At 38.5% G+C, this 18,316-nt stretch carries 21 protein-coding genes; 14 read left to right on the top strand and 7 right to left on the bottom strand.

Annotation, left to right across the window (positions count from 1 at the left end; translation table 11 throughout):
* The first annotated feature begins 16 nt into the window (after positions 1 to 16).
* The 3 genes from ACE1TH_RS11205 to ACE1TH_RS11195 all read left to right on the top strand — a co-directional run bounded on the left by ACE1TH_RS11205 (position 17) and on the right by ACE1TH_RS11195 (position 1,888).
* Positions 17 to 334, top strand: coding sequence for a hypothetical protein (locus tag ACE1TH_RS11205; RefSeq protein WP_255224644.1), 318 nt, complete (start codon positions 17 to 19; stop codon positions 332 to 334).
* 79 nt (positions 335 to 413) lie between these two features.
* A complete protein-coding gene (locus tag ACE1TH_RS11200) occupies positions 414 to 1,133 on the top strand; it encodes a hypothetical protein (RefSeq protein ID WP_255224645.1) in 720 nt (239 codons plus the stop codon).
* The gene (locus ACE1TH_RS11195; protein WP_375078985.1) at positions 1,130 to 1,888 is read left to right on the top strand and encodes a hypothetical protein; all 759 of its coding nucleotides are present in this window, start codon (positions 1,130 to 1,132) and stop codon (positions 1,886 to 1,888) included. Before ACE1TH_RS11200 ends, ACE1TH_RS11195 begins: the two co-directional genes overlap by 4 nt.
* 288 nt (positions 1,889 to 2,176) lie before the next feature.
* On the opposite strand, the gene ACE1TH_RS11190 is transcribed toward ACE1TH_RS11195, so the two are convergent.
* On the bottom strand, positions 2,177 to 2,458 hold the full coding sequence (locus tag ACE1TH_RS11190) for a hypothetical protein (RefSeq protein ID WP_255224648.1): 282 nt from the start codon (positions 2,456 to 2,458) through the stop codon (positions 2,177 to 2,179).
* 245 nt (positions 2,459 to 2,703) lie between these two features.
* Between ACE1TH_RS11190 and ACE1TH_RS11185 the strand changes: the two genes are divergently transcribed.
* Positions 2,704 to 3,744 (top strand): nucleoside hydrolase, encoded by a 1,041-nt coding sequence (locus tag ACE1TH_RS11185; RefSeq protein ID WP_375078984.1) that lies wholly within the window; start codon positions 2,704 to 2,706, stop codon positions 3,742 to 3,744.
* Here the strand turns inward: ACE1TH_RS11185 and sda are convergent.
* Positions 3,741 to 3,929 carry a sporulation histidine kinase inhibitor Sda gene (gene sda, locus ACE1TH_RS11180; RefSeq protein ID WP_099302540.1) on the bottom strand — a complete coding sequence of 63 codons (189 nt, stop codon included), beginning with the start codon at positions 3,927 to 3,929 and terminating at the stop codon, positions 3,741 to 3,743. The genes ACE1TH_RS11185 and sda overlap by 4 nt on opposite strands.
* A gap of 140 nt (positions 3,930 to 4,069) precedes the next feature.
* Between sda and ACE1TH_RS11175 the strand changes: the two genes are divergently transcribed.
* The 5 genes from ACE1TH_RS11175 to ACE1TH_RS11155 all read left to right on the top strand — a co-directional run bounded on the left by ACE1TH_RS11175 (position 4,070) and on the right by ACE1TH_RS11155 (position 8,569).
* Positions 4,070 to 5,164 carry a DNA alkylation repair protein gene (locus ACE1TH_RS11175; RefSeq protein WP_375078983.1) on the top strand — a complete coding sequence of 365 codons (1,095 nt, stop codon included), beginning with the start codon at positions 4,070 to 4,072 and terminating at the stop codon, positions 5,162 to 5,164.
* 149 nt (positions 5,165 to 5,313) lie between these two features.
* A complete protein-coding gene (locus tag ACE1TH_RS11170) occupies positions 5,314 to 5,436 on the top strand; it encodes a hypothetical protein (RefSeq protein WP_375078982.1) in 123 nt (40 codons plus the stop codon).
* Between the two features lie 225 nt (positions 5,437 to 5,661).
* Positions 5,662 to 6,699 carry a Delta(5) desaturase DesA gene (gene desA / locus ACE1TH_RS11165; protein ID WP_099302536.1) on the top strand — a complete coding sequence of 346 codons (1,038 nt, stop codon included), beginning with the start codon at positions 5,662 to 5,664 and terminating at the stop codon, positions 6,697 to 6,699.
* A 140-nt stretch (positions 6,700 to 6,839) separates the two neighbouring features.
* Positions 6,840 to 7,973, top strand: a complete 1,134-nt coding sequence (locus tag ACE1TH_RS11160; protein WP_375078981.1) for a sensor histidine kinase — start codon at positions 6,840 to 6,842, stop codon at positions 7,971 to 7,973.
* Positions 7,970 to 8,569 (top strand): response regulator transcription factor, encoded by a 600-nt coding sequence (locus tag ACE1TH_RS11155; protein ID WP_375078980.1) that lies wholly within the window; start codon positions 7,970 to 7,972, stop codon positions 8,567 to 8,569. The genes ACE1TH_RS11160 and ACE1TH_RS11155 overlap by 4 nt, the downstream gene beginning before the upstream one ends.
* Positions 8,570 to 8,622: 53 nt before the next feature.
* Here ACE1TH_RS11155 and ACE1TH_RS11150 read toward each other — a convergent pair whose 3' ends face one another.
* From ACE1TH_RS11150 to ACE1TH_RS11140, 3 genes are all read right to left on the bottom strand, one after another.
* Positions 8,623 to 10,059 (bottom strand): PTS transporter subunit EIIC, encoded by a 1,437-nt coding sequence (locus ACE1TH_RS11150; RefSeq protein ID WP_375078979.1) that lies wholly within the window; start codon positions 10,057 to 10,059, stop codon positions 8,623 to 8,625.
* The gene (locus ACE1TH_RS11145) at positions 10,052 to 11,749 is read right to left on the bottom strand and encodes an alpha-glucosidase (protein ID WP_375078978.1); all 1,698 of its coding nucleotides are present in this window, start codon (positions 11,747 to 11,749) and stop codon (positions 10,052 to 10,054) included. The genes ACE1TH_RS11150 and ACE1TH_RS11145 overlap by 8 nt, the downstream gene beginning before the upstream one ends.
* A 194-nt stretch (positions 11,750 to 11,943) precedes the next feature.
* Entirely contained in the window at positions 11,944 to 12,936 is a 993-nt protein-coding gene (locus ACE1TH_RS11140) for a LacI family DNA-binding transcriptional regulator (RefSeq protein ID WP_375078977.1), read from the bottom strand.
* A gap of 201 nt (positions 12,937 to 13,137) precedes the next feature.
* Here ACE1TH_RS11140 and ACE1TH_RS11135 point away from each other — a divergent pair, with 201 nt between their 5' ends.
* The 3 genes from ACE1TH_RS11135 (at position 13,138) to ACE1TH_RS11125 (ending at position 15,356) form a co-directional block, all read left to right on the top strand.
* The gene (locus tag ACE1TH_RS11135; RefSeq protein WP_375078976.1) at positions 13,138 to 13,572 is read left to right on the top strand and encodes a bleomycin resistance protein; all 435 of its coding nucleotides are present in this window, start codon (positions 13,138 to 13,140) and stop codon (positions 13,570 to 13,572) included.
* A gap of 49 nt (positions 13,573 to 13,621) precedes the next feature.
* The gene (locus tag ACE1TH_RS11130) at positions 13,622 to 14,518 is read left to right on the top strand and encodes a YitT family protein (protein ID WP_176554360.1); all 897 of its coding nucleotides are present in this window, start codon (positions 13,622 to 13,624) and stop codon (positions 14,516 to 14,518) included.
* Between the two features lie 112 nt (positions 14,519 to 14,630).
* Positions 14,631 to 15,356 carry a GNAT family N-acetyltransferase gene (locus ACE1TH_RS11125; protein ID WP_099302526.1) on the top strand — a complete coding sequence of 242 codons (726 nt, stop codon included), beginning with the start codon at positions 14,631 to 14,633 and terminating at the stop codon, positions 15,354 to 15,356.
* Between the two features lie 84 nt (positions 15,357 to 15,440).
* Here ACE1TH_RS11125 and ACE1TH_RS11120 read toward each other — a convergent pair whose 3' ends face one another.
* Positions 15,441 to 15,620: a hypothetical protein gene (locus tag ACE1TH_RS11120; protein ID WP_099302524.1), complete on the bottom strand. Its 180-nt coding sequence runs from the start codon at positions 15,618 to 15,620 to the stop codon at positions 15,441 to 15,443.
* A 162-nt stretch (positions 15,621 to 15,782) separates the two neighbouring features.
* Here ACE1TH_RS11120 and ACE1TH_RS11115 point away from each other — a divergent pair, with 162 nt between their 5' ends.
* Positions 15,783 to 16,574: a GNAT family N-acetyltransferase gene (locus ACE1TH_RS11115; protein WP_099302522.1), complete on the top strand. Its 792-nt coding sequence runs from the start codon at positions 15,783 to 15,785 to the stop codon at positions 16,572 to 16,574.
* A 37-nt stretch (positions 16,575 to 16,611) separates the two neighbouring features.
* Positions 16,612 to 17,154 carry a 2'-5' RNA ligase family protein gene (locus ACE1TH_RS11110; RefSeq protein ID WP_099302520.1) on the top strand — a complete coding sequence of 181 codons (543 nt, stop codon included), beginning with the start codon at positions 16,612 to 16,614 and terminating at the stop codon, positions 17,152 to 17,154.
* Positions 17,155 to 17,221: 67 nt separating this feature from the next.
* Here the strand turns inward: ACE1TH_RS11110 and ACE1TH_RS11105 are convergent, their stop codons facing one another.
* Positions 17,222 to 18,295: a serine hydrolase domain-containing protein gene (locus ACE1TH_RS11105; protein WP_375078975.1), complete on the bottom strand. Its 1,074-nt coding sequence runs from the start codon at positions 18,293 to 18,295 to the stop codon at positions 17,222 to 17,224.
* Positions 18,296 to 18,316: the final 21 nt, after the last annotated feature.

Below are 18,316 nucleotides of genomic sequence, written 5' to 3'. Positions count from 1 at the left end.
TAGAGGGGGGATATGAATGATGAATCTTGCTCGTGGTGGTCGTTATGCAGTCGGTATCATCCTACTATTAACAGTGGGGCTAGTCTTGACAAACGTTGTTTTAGAACCATTGTATATCTGGTTTAATGTATCGTTGGAGCGGAATGTATGGATTCAATGGTGGAGCGTGACGTACATACTGTTTGTGATTTACTGTTTATTTGAGGCGAGCTTTTTAAGTAGGTGGAAAGATTATTCTGTGAGGCGTTTGACTTCGATTTGGTTCTGGCTCTTGTTTTTCATCAGCTTCATTCTTCTTCTCGTGCCGATTGCACTTGGCTATAGCCCTTATTAACCTTACAAGTGTAACAGAAGGAATTTATTTCCTTAAATACCCAATTGGGTGTTAGGATAGTAGAGTAGGAGGTGACGTGTTGAATGTTCAAATCCCATTAGGTGGACTGATTGAAACATTAAGTAGCTTGTTGGCTTTTGCTCTTTTTATTGGCTTTTTCATAATCTTATACCGTAAAAACAAGGACAACGTGTCTTGGTGGAAAGCGCTCATTGTTACTTTTGTCGGCATGTTGACGGTTGATTTCCCTTTGTTTATTTTTAATCAGGAAATGGCTTTTCCGCTCATACCACTAGGTGTTGGAATTATATGTTTACTCGCACCACGAAGAGATCAAGCATGGCTGCGCTATCGTCCTTTTGCATGGACAGGTTTTTTCTCGGGCTTCTTGTTCGTAGGGTTCTCGTTGATTGGAACGGTTGTTCAATATTTTGTGTATCCAGTAGACGAAATTTCCACCTACATAACGAACCCAACTGATATAGAGCTAACGGTCACACACTTTCAAGGAGATGAGGTTGAACTTAATCTGAGTGAAGCGGATCTAGATGGATATGAAAGATATTCGATAGGTGAGGCTGAATTTTTTGATCAAATCATGACTGGTGGTAGACAGCAAGGTGAGCATCAAGAAGATTTTCCGTATGTTCTTCAAGGCGCACAATCTAAATGGGGAAGTGGATTGAATCCGCTTATTTTCGTAGAAAAAGATGGATATGGTCTTCTTGTCGATCTAGGAGATGAGCAATTTTATTTTAGTGGTTCAGAATCTCTTTTTAATGGAGGTGAAGCACCATGACGCGAAAAAAGAAATGGTCGATCGGTTTAGTGGCAGGCATTGTTGCACTTAGCGCAACGCTTTATTTTATGTTCAACCAGCCGCCAGATTTTGATTCATTTCCTGCTGATGAGGAACTTAGGGAAGCGCTGGCTCAAGAATTAATTGGGGTGCCTGAAGAGGACATTGTGATACAAGGGAATGAATACATTGCGGATACGAATCGGCTGATTCCTTATTATTATGAAAATCAGTATGGATTTGCAATCTGGGAATGGTCAAATGATGCGTGGGAACAAGTTGTTGTGACCCTCGATGATGGCCCTGGTATTTGGTTAACAGAAGAAAATGATCCCTATTCCTATCAATTAATTTGGAACGAAAACCCTGACAGAGGATTAACCGAGTTGGAAATTTTTACTTTGGAAGATCGAGGGTATTACACGAATAGCATGAATGTGTATTTTTATTATCCACAAATTCAAATGCCGCATACGATTTCATTAGATTTTTATCAAGAAAGCTACGGGATGGAGCCGTTTCCTAATGAATGGGCAGCGTTTCATAAACAAGTGCAAGACTTAGACTATAAAACTGAAAATCAAGCAATCTTACATTCAGGTCGAACTTATGGAGACGAGCTGTTTTATGCTTGGCGCTTCTATGACGAACATGGCGAAGTCGAATGGGAGATTGGTGATCATCATCATACAAGTTCAGTTACACCACAATTTGAACGAATGCAACATTACGAAGAAGGGCTTGTGAGGGAGTAGTGGCTTCATTTATGTTGTAATAAATTCGTCTATTGACTTATTTTAATATTATTTCTTATTAAAATATGGCGGTGACGCCTGCGGAAAAAGGGTTGTGACGAGACCTAGCAGTACGCAGTCTGCGGAGGCTCGACCAATCCTCCGCGGCAAGCATCCGCCATTATAGTGAGAAGATTTATAAAAAGCCGTCCAACGCGGCATTGACGCGTCGCAATTAAAAGAAAAAGTTGATAAACTTATTGAAAAGAAAGAGGAAGATTGAAGAGCGTACGCCATGACGCTCTTTTTTTATTGGGATCTTTCGCGCAAAAAAACGAAGAGCTGATATAAGATAAAACATACACTAATAAGTAGAAAGAATGCAGTTAAGAAATTGAATTCTATGGTTTGATAAGGCGTGAAGTGGGCGTTAAACCAAGCGTTTGGAAAAAAGAATATCGTCGCCTCGCTTGCATAGTGGTTAAGACTCACTGAAGACTGATCAATAATAAAGAAGATCACTTGACTTACTGCAAGTGAAAGCAGGATAAAGAGCGTTTGAAAAACGGCTTTTCGTTGCTTCATGCTCATCTTCTTCTACTCCTTTCTGTTATGAAAAGTGTATGAGACCACCTATTTTTTGTAAAGAACATTCAGACAAAATCGATGGTCTTTCTGTTTTATTCAATAATGAATAAAACCAACACTGTTCTTTGGTAGAAAAGAGAAGAAACATGAGTGAAAATCAAAAATGAGGACGATCTTATTTTCACCATCGCCTAGACATGTGCATAGGGTTAATGACTGCACAAAAAGTCGATAGGTGGGACTTGATTTTGAAAAACATACTTCTATTTGTGGATTTGGGGATTGATGACGCGTTTACGCTCATTTATTTATTGAAAAAAAGGAATGTCAATCTTATTGGTGTGGTAGCTGGGTACGGAAACATAAGTAGAAACAAATCGTATCGGAATGTGAAGTACATTTTAGAATTAGCTGGCAGGGAAGACATTCAGGTTATTAGTGGTTCTACGAAGCCTTTGGACGGGAGTGAACCGGAATTCTATCCGGAGATTCATGGAGAAGAAGGGTTAGGTCCTTTTCGACCGCCAGTTAGTAGCGATGTCTTTCAAGATGTAAGTAATTTTAGTCTAATGTTTGATCTTATCCAGGAGTATGCGAACGATGTAACTATCGTTGCGACTGGACGTTTCACGGCATTGGCAATGGCTTGGGAGTTAAATCCAGCAATTATGAGCAACGTTTCTAAAACGGTCATAATGGGCGGTGCGTTTCTCGTACCAGGAAATGTAACGGAGAATGCCGAGGCCAATTTTCACGGCGATCCCATTGCAGCAAATGTGTTAGCTGAACGGGTTCCGAACTTAACGATTCTTCCATTTAATGCGACACTTGATAGTTACATTACTCCAGAACAAATAAATCAAATTGATGAAGCTCAAAAAGATGAAGTCGGGAAACTTTTAAAACCGCTGTTTGAGTATTATTATGTGTTTTATCAAACGACAAACCCCCAACTGCCAAGGACACCCATTCACGATCTCGTTGCGGCAATGGTTGCGCTAGATGTGCCTGTTGTTACAACGTATGAGGAACGCATTGTTCGAGTATCTTATCACGATCCCATAACGTACGGCTTAAGTACAGCTGATTTTCGAGCTGTACCTACTCAATGTGGTGAGGATGCATCTTGTAGTCGAATCGGAATAGTCCTCGATCGAGATGTTTACGTTAAGGAGCTGCTTTCCGTTTATGCATTGCCGGTTGAAAACAGAGAACACGAGCCAAAGAAAGGCGACACTCCGCATCGTGATCAAGAGCAGATGTTCAGAAGAAAACGCTCTTGGATTTAAAAATCGTTCGGTTGGGCTTTTGGAATCATGACAAATGATGTTGAATGAATATTGGACGTGCGACTTTCCATTCTTGCTAGGAGTTCATTTCGTAAAAGTGAAACGAAATCTTCAGATAATGATTGGGATAGAGCTTGTTCATAAGCTTCTAATAGGCAAAGATTTGGTAAACGTTGTAACGACATATAGGCACTCCTTATCGACTATAATTCCTATAATCTTTTAAATTCTAGAACCATCATACAAAACCCTACACAAAATGTCTTTTTTTCTATAAAATTTGTAGAAAAGGAAGAAGGTCACGGGTATGTGGAGGGAAGAAAAGATGGCTGAACCGTTAAAAGACATGTATAACCAAGAAGTGATTCAAACTCTTGCGGAAAAAATTAAGTCTGTTGATCATCAATTCAACGATACCTTGTTCATTCAAACCATTTTTGCAGGAGAATGGAAAGAGCTTGCATTAAAACAACGGATGCGAAAAATAACGCTTGCGCTCGGTCTAACGTTGCCAAACGATTATCTGAGCGCACTTCATATCTTACTGACGCTAGGAAATGATGCGCAAAAAGGTTTATTTGTTCTATTTCCTGATTTTGTTGAAGTGTATGGTCAAGACCACTGGGAAGAATCAGTTGCCGCGCTTGCCTATTTTACAAAAGGTTCCACTAGTGAGTTTGCGGTACGTCCTTTTTTAAAGAAAGATCCTGAGCGGATGATGAGACAAATGCATGATTGGGCACGAGATGAGGACGAGCATGTGCGTCGTTTAGCAAGTGAGGGTTGTCGCCCTAGATTGCCTTGGGGGGAAGCGTTAACGGAATTTAAGAAAAACCCAGAGCCCGTAATTGATTTACTCGAAAAACTAAAGAAAGACCCCTCAAAATATGTGCGAAAAAGTGTGGCAAATAATTTAAACGATCTTTCAAAAGATCACCCTTATAAGGTTTTACAGATCGCTAAAGAATGGCAAGGTCAACATGACGATACAGATTGGATTATTCGACATGGTTGTAGAGGCTTGTTAAAACTTGAATTGCCTGAAGTGTATGCATTATTTGGGTATGTAAATCTTAAAGAAAATCCTCAAGTCATTACTGGTGCCAACATAAAGAGTTCGGCTACTTCCATTCGAATGGGAGATTCTGTTGATTTACACTGGACTGTCAAAGTAGAGGAACCTACTGGTGAGCGAATCCGGTTTGAATATGCGATCGATTTTGTAAAAGCAAATGGGAAAACGTCACGTAAGAAATTTTTACTAATTGATCGGAAGTTTTTTCAAAAAGAAACCTTGCAACGAATGCGGACACATCGCTTTGCAGATCTATCAACCCGCAAGCATTATGCTGGTTTACACACTGTCACGTTGCTTGCGAACGGCGTAGAACTGGCAAGTACGGCAATTGAATTATCATAGGTCTTAACGTTTTTCCAACAAAATTCTTTAATAATAGGCGAATACTCCTGTTTTTCTTATTTTCATGAAATTGATTTTCATTTTCAAGCCGTTTGTACTATAGTGAGAGAATAAGGTAAAAGGAGGGTATTCGCATTCATTCTTCAGAGGTGTTGCAGCGGCTTGTTGAGCAGTTCGAAGACAGTCTCCACCGAGCACTTTCAGACGAAGAGCGTGCTTTTTTAGAGACTGTTGTGTTGAAAATTGACGATAAGGAGACATTGATTCCTTAAATTTTTTGCTATTATATGAAAGAATACCTTATATAAATAAAAAATAATTAGACCGTTTTAACTATAGAGTTGAAGAAGCGTACCTCTTTTATGAAAAAAGAGGGCGTTTTTTTTCTGCAATTGGAGTATGACACTTGTCATGGTTTTGCAGTGACAATTGTGTCTTACACTCTCTTTAACAGTCCGCTACACTAAAGATAACGTCACATTTGGGGTGGGGACAATATGAGTCAAGAAAAGCAACGCGCACTGAAAAAGAGTGTCGCACCATATGCAAAGTCGAATACAAAAATTGGGGTTCTTCAACTAATAAACACGCTATTGCCGTTCTTTCTAGCATGGTTTTTAGCGTATCAAAGCATCACTCTTTCAATCTGGTTAAGTTTACTTTTTTCTGTTATTGCGGCTGGATTAGTCGTACGAATTTTTATTATTTTTCACGACTGTACTCACGGTAGTTTTTTTCAAAATCCAAAATGGAACCGTATAGTTGGGAATATAACCGGCGTGCTTACGCATTTCCCGTTTGAAAAATGGAAGCACAGTCACTCGATTCACCACGCAACGAGCGGGAATTTAGATAAACGAGGTACGGGCGATATTTGGGTCATGACCGTTGAGGAATATCGAACAGCAACAAAAATGGATCGACTCAAATACCGATTATATCGAAATCCGTTTATTTTGTTCGGTTTAGGGCCACTTTACTTGTTTTTAATTGAAAATCGGATCAATAAAAAAGATGCGAAACGCAAAGAAAAAGTGAATACCATTCTAACAAATGCGAGTATCGCGCTGATTTATGCAGGTATGATGATGCTCGTTGGATGGGAAGCCTTTTTAATTGTTCAAATTCCTATTATGTACCTATCTGGTGCGGCAGGGATTTGGTTATTCTATGTACAGCACCAATTTGAAGATTCCTACTTTGAAAACGATAATGAATGGGATTTCGTGAAAGCTGCGGTTGACGGCAGCTCTTATTATAAACTTCCAAAAGTGATACAATGGATAACAGGGAATATTGGTTATCATCATGTACATCATTTGAGTCCAAAAGTACCGAATTACAATTTGGAAAAAACCCATGAGAATGTTAAGCCTTTACAGACTGCCACAACGATTACGTTGAAAAAGAGTCTTGAATCAATTCGTTTTCGATTATATGATGAAAAAAATCAAACCTTCATTAGTTTTAAAGAGATGAAGATTGCGGATCGTCTTCAAGGACCTTCTCGTGTGTCTCATACGAAAACAGGATGAATGAGAAACAAAAGCGCTACGGACGGACGCTTCAATCAGTAATGCTTCAGCTCTCCGCTGTTGCACATGCTGAAGAAGTGTCCCCATTGCGCTTTTTTGCTATAGACAGATCATGACGTTAACAAAAAGGAGCTAGTCCGTTGTATCATTGGTTTCATATATTTCCTAAAAACACAGGGTTAAGTTTATTCGCTTGGATTGCTTTTTGTATCTTGCCGTTTTACTTTATTATTCGCTCCGCAACGATATATGAAATTATTATTGGTGTGGCGATGATTGTCTTGTTTTTTGCGACGTATCGCTTATCTTTTATAAAAAAAGGCTGGACGGTTTATGTAGCATTAAGTATTGAGATGCTTATTAGCATTGGGATGACCATCTATTTTGGCTATGTGTATTTTGCGTTGTTTATTGCGTTTTTCATTGGAAACGTAAAAAGTCGATCAGGGTTTATTAGTTTGTATGTTGTGCATTTATCGACAACGATTATTGCGTTTACAGTTGGTTTTTTACTTGAACCGGATGTCTATTCAGCTCAACTCCCATTTAATGTACTAGGCATACTAGGTGTGATTTTGTTACCTTTTACGATCTATAATCGTATTCGAAGAGAAGAGTTAGAAAGTCAGCTTAGTGACGCTAATGAACGAATCTCTCAGTTAATGGTAGTAGAAGAAAGACAGCGGATTGCGCGGGATTTACATGATACACTTGGACAAAAACTATCATTAATAGGGATGAAAAGTGATCTTGCTAAAAAGTTATTAAAAGTAAACCCCGATTTAGCAGAACAAGAACTGGGCGATATTAACCAGACATCAAGAACCGCTTTACGAGAAGTTCGTGATATTGTTTCAAATATGCGTACAGCACGTCTAGAAGAAGAGATGGTTCAAGTCGAAGTGTTATTAGAATCAAGTGAAATTACGTGCAACATCGAAGGGCGAGAATCGTTTAAACATTTGCCGCTCCTAATAGAAGATGTGTTTTGCATGTGCTTAAGAGAATCGGTCACGAATGTTGTCAAACATAGCCAGTCAACGCAATGTACAATCACATTAGAAAATCTTCCGAATGAATGGCGATTGAATGTAGTAGATGAGGGTGTTGGCATGGTCGGAAAAGAACCAACCACACATAATAGTGGATTAATTGGGATGAAAGAACGATTGGAGTTTGTTAACGGTAAACTAGAGATCCAGTCAAATAAGGGAACACAGTTAACGATCCGTATTCCAAGAATTATCTATCAAAAAGAAGGGGGACAGCTATGATTCGCATTGTACTGGCAGAAGACCAAGGAATGCTGTTAGGGGCACTAGCGTCATTACTAGAGCTAGAAGAAGATATGACGGTTGTCGGTAAAGCCACAACCGGTGTTGAAGCCGTGGCGCTTGTAAAAGAAAAGAAGCCTGACATTTGTATCATGGATATCGAGATGCCGTTAATGACGGGAATTGAGGCCGCAGAAGCATTAAAAGAAGAAGCCTGTAAGATTATTATTCTCACAACCTTTGCGCGCACGGGGTATTTTAACTTTGCACGTGCAGCAGGAGTAAGCGGCTACTTATTAAAAGATAGTCCTAGTGACGAACTAGCAAGAGCCATTCGAACCATTATGAGCGGGCGCAAGGTGTATGCGCCAGAATTAATGGATATGATGAGTAGCAATGATAATCCGCTAACAGAACGAGAAGGCCAAGTCATCCAGCTAATTGCGGAAGGGAAAAGCACAAAAGAAGTCGCCGATCATTTAAAAATAAAAACAGGCACCGTTCGAAATTATGTTTCCGTTATTTATGAAAAACTTCATGTCACCAACCGGATTGAAGCCATTTCATTAATAGAAGAGAAGGGCTGGTTTAAGTAAAAAAGTGAAAAGCCTTCATCGAATAGATGATAGGCTTTTGGTGTTGTTGTTTGTTAACTAGCAGGATTCAATTTTCTCTCATTTTCAATCATTACGCTTTTTGGTACGGCGAATAGGTACGTAACGACATAAGCAACAATAAAGGTAATAATTGAAACAATTATATAGGCAATAAATTGATTCCATTCATAAATGTACATTAAAGGAGATAAAATGACGGCAAGCCCATAAGAATTCGCTTGAATGCCTAATAATGACATCACAGCACCACCTAGTGCGGAGCAAGCAATCATGACATACAGTGGCTTATTACTGTAACGCATGACGACTCCGAAAAGGGCCGGTTCACTAACACCTAACAGTTGCGTAACTGTTGCACTTGTGCCAGTAACTTTAACGGTTTTCTTTTTTGCTTTTACGGTAATGCCTAAGCAGACACCAGCATTAGCAAACCCATACATGGCACACAATGTAATTAAAGGGTTAAAACCTGTACTTGCCAATAATGTTGTCTCAATCATTATAAAAAGGTGGTGCATCCCTGTCATGACAGCTAGCGGATAGATAAAACCAATCAAAAGACCCCCAATTCCTAGCGGGAATTCAATTAACTCTAAGACCACAAATACGAGTCCAGCCTCAACAAAATGAAGAAGCGGTCCAAGAATGAGTAGGGCAGTAATCATCATTACGAGCAAAACAAAGAATGGAGTGAAGATAAGATCTAGTGCATTTGGCATAATCTTTCTTAACTTTATCTCTAGTTTAGCACCGAGAAAGCCTACAACAAGCGCGGTCAACACACTTCCCTGGTACCCAACGATTGGAATGAAACCAAAAGCAATGATAGGCTCAACTCCAGTCGTTACATCAGCGACTTCATAAGCATTTGGCAATGCAGGAGAAACGAGCATTAATCCTATCACAAAACCAATAATGGGCATTCCACCAAATTTTCTAAAGGCAGACCAACAAATAAACGCCGGTAAGAAAGCAAAAGCTGTATCGGTTAAAACAGCTGTAAGCGTTAACAAGTATTCCGGAATATCATCGACGCTCATATTAAAAAGTCCTAAAAAGGCATCGCTTGTCAGTACACCTCGTAGGCCTAGAAACAAACCTGTTGCTGCAATAATGGGTATAATCGGGATGAAAATATCAGCAAGTGCTCGGACTGCGCGGCGTAGCCCTTTTTCCTGGTGTGAGGAAGTTTCTTGAGTGGTGCTATCTTCTTCATCATCAGGTTCACGTTTTATGGCTGCATATACCTTATTAACTGTGCCTGTTCCTAAAATGACTTGATATTGACCCGCATTATAAAAGACTCCTTTGACTTCATCGATTTGTTCAATCGCTTCATCATCTATTCTTGTACGGTCTCTTACCGTAAAGCGTAGCCGCGTTGCACAATGAACAAAAGATTCGATATTATCATCGCCGATGTGGGCAATGATCTCTTTTCCAATCCGTTCGTATTTGTTTTTACTCATTTTTGATCGCTTCTTTCTTTTGGAGGATGATTGCTTGAAACGGTTTTAACGTATAGATCAGTTCATTCGACTGATTGTGATCTTCAGTGACGTTGCTCAATAGACATTCATACTCGTTGCGATTTAACTTAACCTCATTTGTGCTCGAATCAAAGTTATATAAGCATACTATTTCGTCGGATCGTGTGACTCTTTTATATGCAACAATTGTGGGATGACCCTCTAAAATCGGTACGATATCACCGTAGATGAGACAGTCATTTGTTTGCCTAACGTGAATCATCCTTTTGTAAAAAGAAAGAACAGAATGATCATCTTGTTCCTGGTTATCAACATTAATAAATGGATAATTTTCGTTCAGTCCTAACCAAGGATTTACATCTGAAAACCCCGCATGTGTATGTCCACTCCAGTGAAATGGTGTCCGAGAATGGTCTCGGCTTCGTTGATTAATGAAACCTAGCGCTTCCATCTCACTAAATCCTTCTTTAATGGCTCGGTAATATTGATCAATACTTGAGATGTCATCAAATTCTTCAATTGATCTTCTCGTTACATTTGTCATGCCAATCTCTTGTCCTTGGTAGATAAAAGGTGTTCCTCGTAAGAAAAAGAATAGTGCTCCTAGCATTGTCGCGGCATCAACGTTTTGATTTTGTTCTTCTTTAATGTATTTACTTATCGACCGGTTTTGGTCGTGATTTTCAAAGAATTGCGCGCCCCATCCAGCTTTTTGAAGTTCTCTTTGACTTTTAAATATGAGCTTCTTTAAATCATGTACCGTCCAATCTACACGTTTGAACCACTCACTCCCAGACACGACATCCAAATCCGCATAATGGAAGTCAAAAATCATCGAAAAATAGCCACCTTCACCGATATAGTCACTATACTCTTCATATGGAACGCCAGGAGCCTCTCCTACAGTTATGCAGTCATACTTTGCAAATGTTCGTTCATTTAATTCATGTAGAAAAACTTCGATACCTGGTTGATTACGCGTGCTTTTCGTACATTTAGACAGGCCATCAACACCATCAGCAGGTAAATTTGAAAATGATTGATCTTTTTTAATAAATGTGATTGCATCTACACGAAAGCCTGCAATTCCTTTATCTAACCAAGTATTCACCATTGAATAAAGCTCTTCTCGCACTTGTGGGTTTTCCCAATTTAGATCGGGCTGTTTCACATGGAAGGAATGAAAATAAAATTCATTTTCAGACCCTGGAAGTGGCTCCCAAACGCTCCCTCCAAAAACTGACCGCCAATTGGTGGGAACATGCCCATCAATTCCTTGTTTCAAAATATAATAATTACGATATTTGCTTGTTTTTGGATGTCTCAGTACATCTTGAAACCATGGATGTTCATCTGATGTGTGATTAATAACCAGATCAAGCATAATCTTAATCTTACTTTCTTTCGCTTTTCGTATGAGTTCCTCTAAATCGCTCATTGTGCCGAACTGAGGATTCAACTCATAATAATCTGAAATGTCGTATCCGTTGTCAGCCATAGGAGATTTGTATATAGGACAGATCCAGATCATTGTGATTCCTAAAGACTCAAGATATGGGATTTTTTCGGTTATTCCTTGAATATCACCGATCCCATCGTGGTTCGTATCGTTAAAACTCTTTGGATATATTTGATAAACGACTTCTTTCTGCCACCATTTATTCTGCATGATTTTCCCCTTTGTGTTATATGGAATCGGTTCCATGTGTGATTTTAAAAAAACAGCTAATCTAGCTGAATACAAATATATTTCAATATGGTATCGGTTTCATATTTGATTCTACTATTACGAAGCATTTTTCGTCAATGCTTTTTTCTAAATGCGTATACCAGCTCATGGGGGGACCCATGAACTGTTACGTGCTATGTCGAACTACGAACAACAAGCTCAATTGGCAACTGTTCATGTTCAGGTTTAAAGTGGGGCTCTTCAATCATTTGAATCATTCTTTCACTCGCTTTTGTCCCCATTAAATTAACTGGTTGACGAATTGTTGTAAGGTTGGGTTCGACAATTTGAGCAAGTGGTTGGTCATCAAATCCTACAACAGCAAGGTCGCGCGGGACAGTTAAACCATTTTTTTTGGCCTCCATAATCACTCCAGCGGCAACTTCATCACTTCCTGTAAAGATGGCTGTAGGACGATTCGTCATCTCTAAGAGTTGTCTAAGAACATCTCTTCCATCTTCAATGGAATGCTGATCAATAAAAATCCACTGTGGATTTACGTTTACACCTGATTGAGTCATCGCTTTTTGAAACCCGTTATTTCGGTCTTTTCCTTTCCCTTCTTCATCAAATAAACCACCTGTGCAGTAAGCTATTTTTTGGTGACCTTGTTTAATCAAATGTTCAATTCCGAGAAAGGCTCCTTTTGCTTGATCCAATCGAATCATAGGAACCGTGTTTTGGTTTATGTAATCATTGCATAGAATCATTGGTCCGTACTGTTGATAATCAGCAACTACTTCCCATTTATTTTCAATTGAAGTTAAGATGATGCCATCAACTTGCCTTGTTTTTAACAAATTTAAAAAAGCTATCTCCTTATTTTTATCTTCATAACTCTGGAAGATTAGCACTTGATATCCCTTTTGGTACGCGGTTTGTTCAATTGCATTTACAAGGTGTGAAAAAAACGGATTAACGATTTTAGGGACAATCACACCAATCGTCGTTGTGATTTGACCTCGTAAACGTCTTGCTGCTGGATTTGGGCTGTATCCTAATTGTTCCATTGCTTCATAAACTTGCGCTCTTTTATCTTTAGATACATAGGGATGATTATTAATTACACGTGATACCGTTGTTTTCGATAAACCAGATAACTTTGCAACATCTGATATGGTCGCCATTCTATTAACACTCCATTAACTCTGGTATGAAATCTATCTCATACGATTATTTTACTTATCTTCGTTGTCAATAGCAATCTCTAGTACCTTTTTCTTATTGCAGCGATAAGAAGTGACGCTATAAATGTATGTTATAATAAAAACCGTTTAAAAAAATCATGCTACAGGTAAATGTAAGTAATATCTTGCTATATAAAAAGAATGAAGGTAAATAAAATGAATTCACTCATCCCGGAACTATCGGTTAAAGATCTAAATCGAAGTCTTGATTTTTACATCGGTCTGTTACAGTTTAACCTTGACTATCAACGTGTAGAAGATAAATTCGCCATGATCTCTATAGACGACTGCCAGATTATGATTGAAGAAATGAATGGACATTGGCAGACAGGTGAACTGATTTATCCGTTTGGAAGAGGTGTGAATTTCCAAATGATTGTAAAAAATAATCGTGTAATTTATGAACGATTAGTGATGAAGAACGTTCCAATCATGGTCGATATGAAGGAAAATTGGTATCGTGCAAATACCACATTAGTCGGTCAGAAAGAGTTTCTCGTCGCCGATCCTGATGGCTATTTGCTACGCTTTGTTGAGCGATTAGGAGAAAGAGAGCTTGTGTCCGGAAAAAAATGATGGGCAATAAGAGGCAGCTTTAGCAAGTTGAATGAATGGAGGTGACGACATGAAAAACATACTTTTAATCATAGTAGGCTCAATTGTCATCGCACTGAGTATATCTTTTTTAGGAATGCCAAATAACATTGCGGATGGCGGCCTTATTGGGATTGCGCTTCTTCTTTATCATGCTTATTCGTTTTCACCAGCTATTGTGAATTTTCTCGGTTTCATTATCATTGTTCTTATCAGCCTTAGATACCTTTCCAAATCCGTTCTAATGAAAAGCTCATTAACAGTTGTACTTCTATCGTTTTTTACATTTTTGACTGAACCTTACGGGCAAGCGCTAGCTGATCCGCTAATAGGTGCGATATTCTACGGCTTTTTTATGGGAATCGGATTTGCTTTAATCTTATTTGCTGGTAGTTCAATCGGTGGGGGTTCCACGATTGCACTTGTTTTAAATAAGAAATTCGGTTGGAACGTTGTTCTGTTTACTTTTATTTCTGATGTTGTCGTTGTGCTATCAGGAATATTCATTATTGGTGTACTAAACACGTTGTATACAATTATTGGCTTATTTATTGGGAAATTAACGACCGATTATATTATCGGTGGTGTTGATTCTAAAAAGGCATTTAACATTATTTCTCCAAAGAGTAGTGAAATTGCTAAAAGAGTTACAGAAGAGCTTGCTTCGAGCGCGACATATATCAAAGGGTCGGGAGTCTATTCAAATAGTGAGCACAGCATTCTTTATATCATTGTAAAAAATTATAACGTGGTGAAATTAAGAAAAATTGTAAGTGAAGTAGATAGTGACGCTTTCGTAGTTGTTAACAATGTAAAAGATGTTTCTGGTGGTACATTTTTTGTTGACAAAGATGACAAACATCAGGGTGATACAGAAACTATGATCGAGCATAATGAGGAGATAAAAGCATCTGAAACGACTACTTAAATAAAAAAGGAAGCTCTATTAAATTAAAAAAATTTCGATTAACCTGTCAAAAAGAAAGTAGGTTTTCTCAATTAAAAAAGCAGATGCAACGACAAAGCAAAAACTCTTGCCTATGTTCGAAGGTATGGCTGACACCGTCATTCTCTCCTGTTTACAAGAGCATATGGGAGACGCATGGGTAAACAATCAGGAAAGCCCAACAGCTGCTCAAGTAAAAGTAGGGATGTTTTCTTACTTTGCAGGCGACGCCAATGCAAAAGAGGCGGAGACACTGTTACATCATCTTCCTGAAGATGCACTGGTTATCGTTCATACAGATGAATGGAAAAAGCGAATCGAAACCATCTATAAAGGGAAATTCAATAAGTTTGAACGCTACCGCTTTAAACAAGACGACGCGCTGTTAGACGTTGCGTACCTTAAAGGTTTTTTAACGAATCTACCTGGAGGGTATGAACTAAAACGAATCGATTCAGCGATCGCAAACAAACCATCTTTACAAGCAATCTCAGAGTATTTTATCTGCAATTTCAATTCAATAGATGATTTTTTGGATAGAGGCATTGGGTATGCGATTCTTCACGATGGAAAAGTGGTCTGCGGTGCTACGTCATTCAGCATTTATAATGAGGGAATTGAAGTAGAAGTCGGTACGCACGAAGATCATCGCAAAAAAGGTCTGGCAACGATTGCCTCGGCAGCCTTACTAGTAGATTGTCTGGAACATGGGAAGTATCCAAGCTGGGATGCAGCAAATGCAGAATCCGTTAAGCTTGCTAAACGACTTGGCTATGTCTATGAAGAACCATACGAGACGTATTCTATTAACAATCGGTAGAATAATTGTAAGAGTGCATAAAACGATTTTAGGCTACTAAAGTTGTCTGAGAAGACACTTTAGTAGCCTTTTTGTTATGTGATTCTAAGAGGATTCATTCTTACCTTGCTTTTTTTCGAGATAGACCCAAAGGTAAAAGATAGCCCAAAAACAGCTAATAATGATTAACGGTACAATGAGGTTATCAGTAAGATAGAGAATGGAGACACCTAACAATAAAGTTGGAACGATTAGAATAAAATACTTTTTCCAATGACCTGCCAATGTGATCACCTCTTACATTTAATTCGTATAAACTCTTTACCACAACGTACAATTTCTAACATGATTGCTTTTTCTAAGAGTAAGGTTGAGTTTAGTTTATGATAAAATAAACAAAGGGAAATTTCTGAAAATATAGTCCGTATGTGCAAGGGGTGTTGATAGATGAAGCTAAAGAGACTAACAATAAACGATCATGAAGATGTTTTACAGTTATTTGGTGACGAAAAAAATCATTATCTTTTCATCATTGATGGTATGATCCGCCACGAATACAAAGGAAACTTTACCGTTTATGGTGAGTATGAAGACAATCAATTAGTATCGTTATTACTGAATAACTATAATAATATCACTTATTTTGCAAATACGGATAGAGATATTGCGATTTTTGAACCCTTGCTAAAAAGGTTCTCTTATTCAAAGTTAAGTGGACCAAAGAAGTTTATGGGAAAATTTTTGCCATACGTTCATGCGAAAGAAACGACACTCTCTTATTTAGGAGTCGTAAAAGAGATTTTAACGAAAGAAAAAAGAAGCAATCAAGTGAAAGCCATTCAAACCGTAGAGGAAATAAACAAACACTATGATTTATTCTCATCTGCCAATGAATATAACGAGACGTTGCTTGTTGATCGATATACCTATATTCAAAGTGAATTAGAAAAATTGAACAATGGAAATGGGAGAACGCTTTATTTAGAAATGGATGGAAGAATGGTTGCGTCTTGCTCAACTGTTGCAGAAGATGATCAGAGTGCCATTGTCGTGGGTGTATTAACAAGTGTTGATTATAGAAAAAGGGGACTTGGAACAGACGTATTATGTGCGTTATTTTCAGCATTGTTGCGTGAAGGAAAGTATCCCTACTTGTTTTACAATAATCCTGCTGCAAAAAGTGTGTATGAAAAGATCGGGATGACTGGAGTCTGCGAATGGCAAGTGATTATTGTGTGAGTCTGAACGGCAATAAAATTAGTGAGGAGTGTTGCTTATGAATTATTTCATAGGGATTGTCCCTCCTGAAATTTACAAACAGAGAATCGTACGGTTTCAACAACAGTGGAGAAATAATAAGCTACCAAACATTGTAGAGCCACATATCACGTTAAAAGCTCAAGGTGGATTATTATTAGATTTACGTTGGCTTGAAAAAGTTGTGGACTGTTGCAAAGACATAGAAACGTTCCAACTTACATTAGACAAAGCAGATTTCTTTGGAGACGACGTCTTATTTTTACATGTGAAATCCGAGGAGATCCTTCAATTGCACAAAAAGATTGTCCATGCTGTTGCACCTACTGATCAATTAATTGAACAATATATGGAATTAGAAAAATATGTCCCTCATTTAACATTAGGCCAATCACATTGGGGGCTATCACGTGATGAATTAAAAGAGATGTACGGTTCAATTAATAAGAATTTAGAGCTGTTCCAACCTTTTAGTGTAGATTATTTAAGAATTTATCGTGAAACAGAGGCAAATCATTATACAACATATCGAGATCTCTATTTAAAAAATGCTAGTCCATAAAACAGAGTGAAAAGTGGTGATTTTTGTATAAACAAGGGCTAATAAACCGTCAGCCCTCACTACAATTTTATAAATGTACGGTAAGTTGTTCCGCTGCTTCAAGAATTTCAAAAGCACCGTCTGATTTGTTCGAGCAAACAACAATGGTTAAATCTTCTTTTGGATAATAGACAGATCGGTAGTTGACGCCAGGATCATAACCCATTTGAATGTATTTTATCATACCTGATTCATTTGATTGCTGTAAGCCACCATAAGCATAATAAAGATCGTCGTCAACAGGGACGTGAGGCGTCATCAATGTGCGTACCATATCACCCGATAAAAGCTTTTCATTCATTAATGCTTTCCAGAATCGTCCAATATCGGGGGCTGTAACGTAAGCACCACCGTCAGGGCCGCCTGTGGCAGGTAGTGAAAAGATATTTGTTTTCCATGTACCATCTGGTTTTTTAATGTAACCGATGGAGACATTAGCTGGTAACGAATCGGCTGAAAAATATCCTGACTCGCTCATACCGGCCGGTTTAAAGATTTTTTCTTCAACGTAATCCACAAATTTCATTCCGCTAACCTCTTCAATCACAAGCCCAAGAAGGATATAACCGGAATTATTGTATGTAAACGGACTGCCGACTTCTTTTTTCATGGGTTTATGCTGAAACAGTGGCAAAAAATCTCTTGGCGATCGAACTCGGTACATCGGATACTCTACCCATAGCTCTTCGTAATCGTCCATTTCACTTTCATCAAAATAATCAGGGATGCCCGACGTGTGCGTGAGCAGGTGATGAATGGTGATGTTGTCATCGAAATGAGGAAATGGTATGGCGACACAATCCTTTAACTTTGTCGTGAAGGCAAGCTTCCCTTCTGCCACTAACTGACAAATGGCAACGGATGTAAAGATTTTGCAGCCAGATGCTATGGAAAAACGTGTCTTCGGCTGGTTTTTAATTTTTTCAGAATGAACGGCATAGCCAAAGCTATCAGAGAAGAGCGCTTGGTCTCGTTTGCTCACATAAATACTTCCGGAAAATTGAGTTTCTCGCTGCGCTTCAAATAATTTCGACCAGGTTGTATGAGTGTTCATATTGATCCCCCATAGATGCAGTAAAATAAAGCTGTTTGTTTCTCTCATACATAAGATTAGCAGGTAGAA

This window comes from Shouchella sp. JSM 1781072 (assembly GCF_041949915.1).
GTDB lineage: Bacteria > Bacillota > Bacilli > Bacillales > Bacillaceae_D > Shouchella.
Note: the sequence above shows the minus strand (reverse complement) of the source record. Positions and strands in the feature narration are given on the sequence as shown.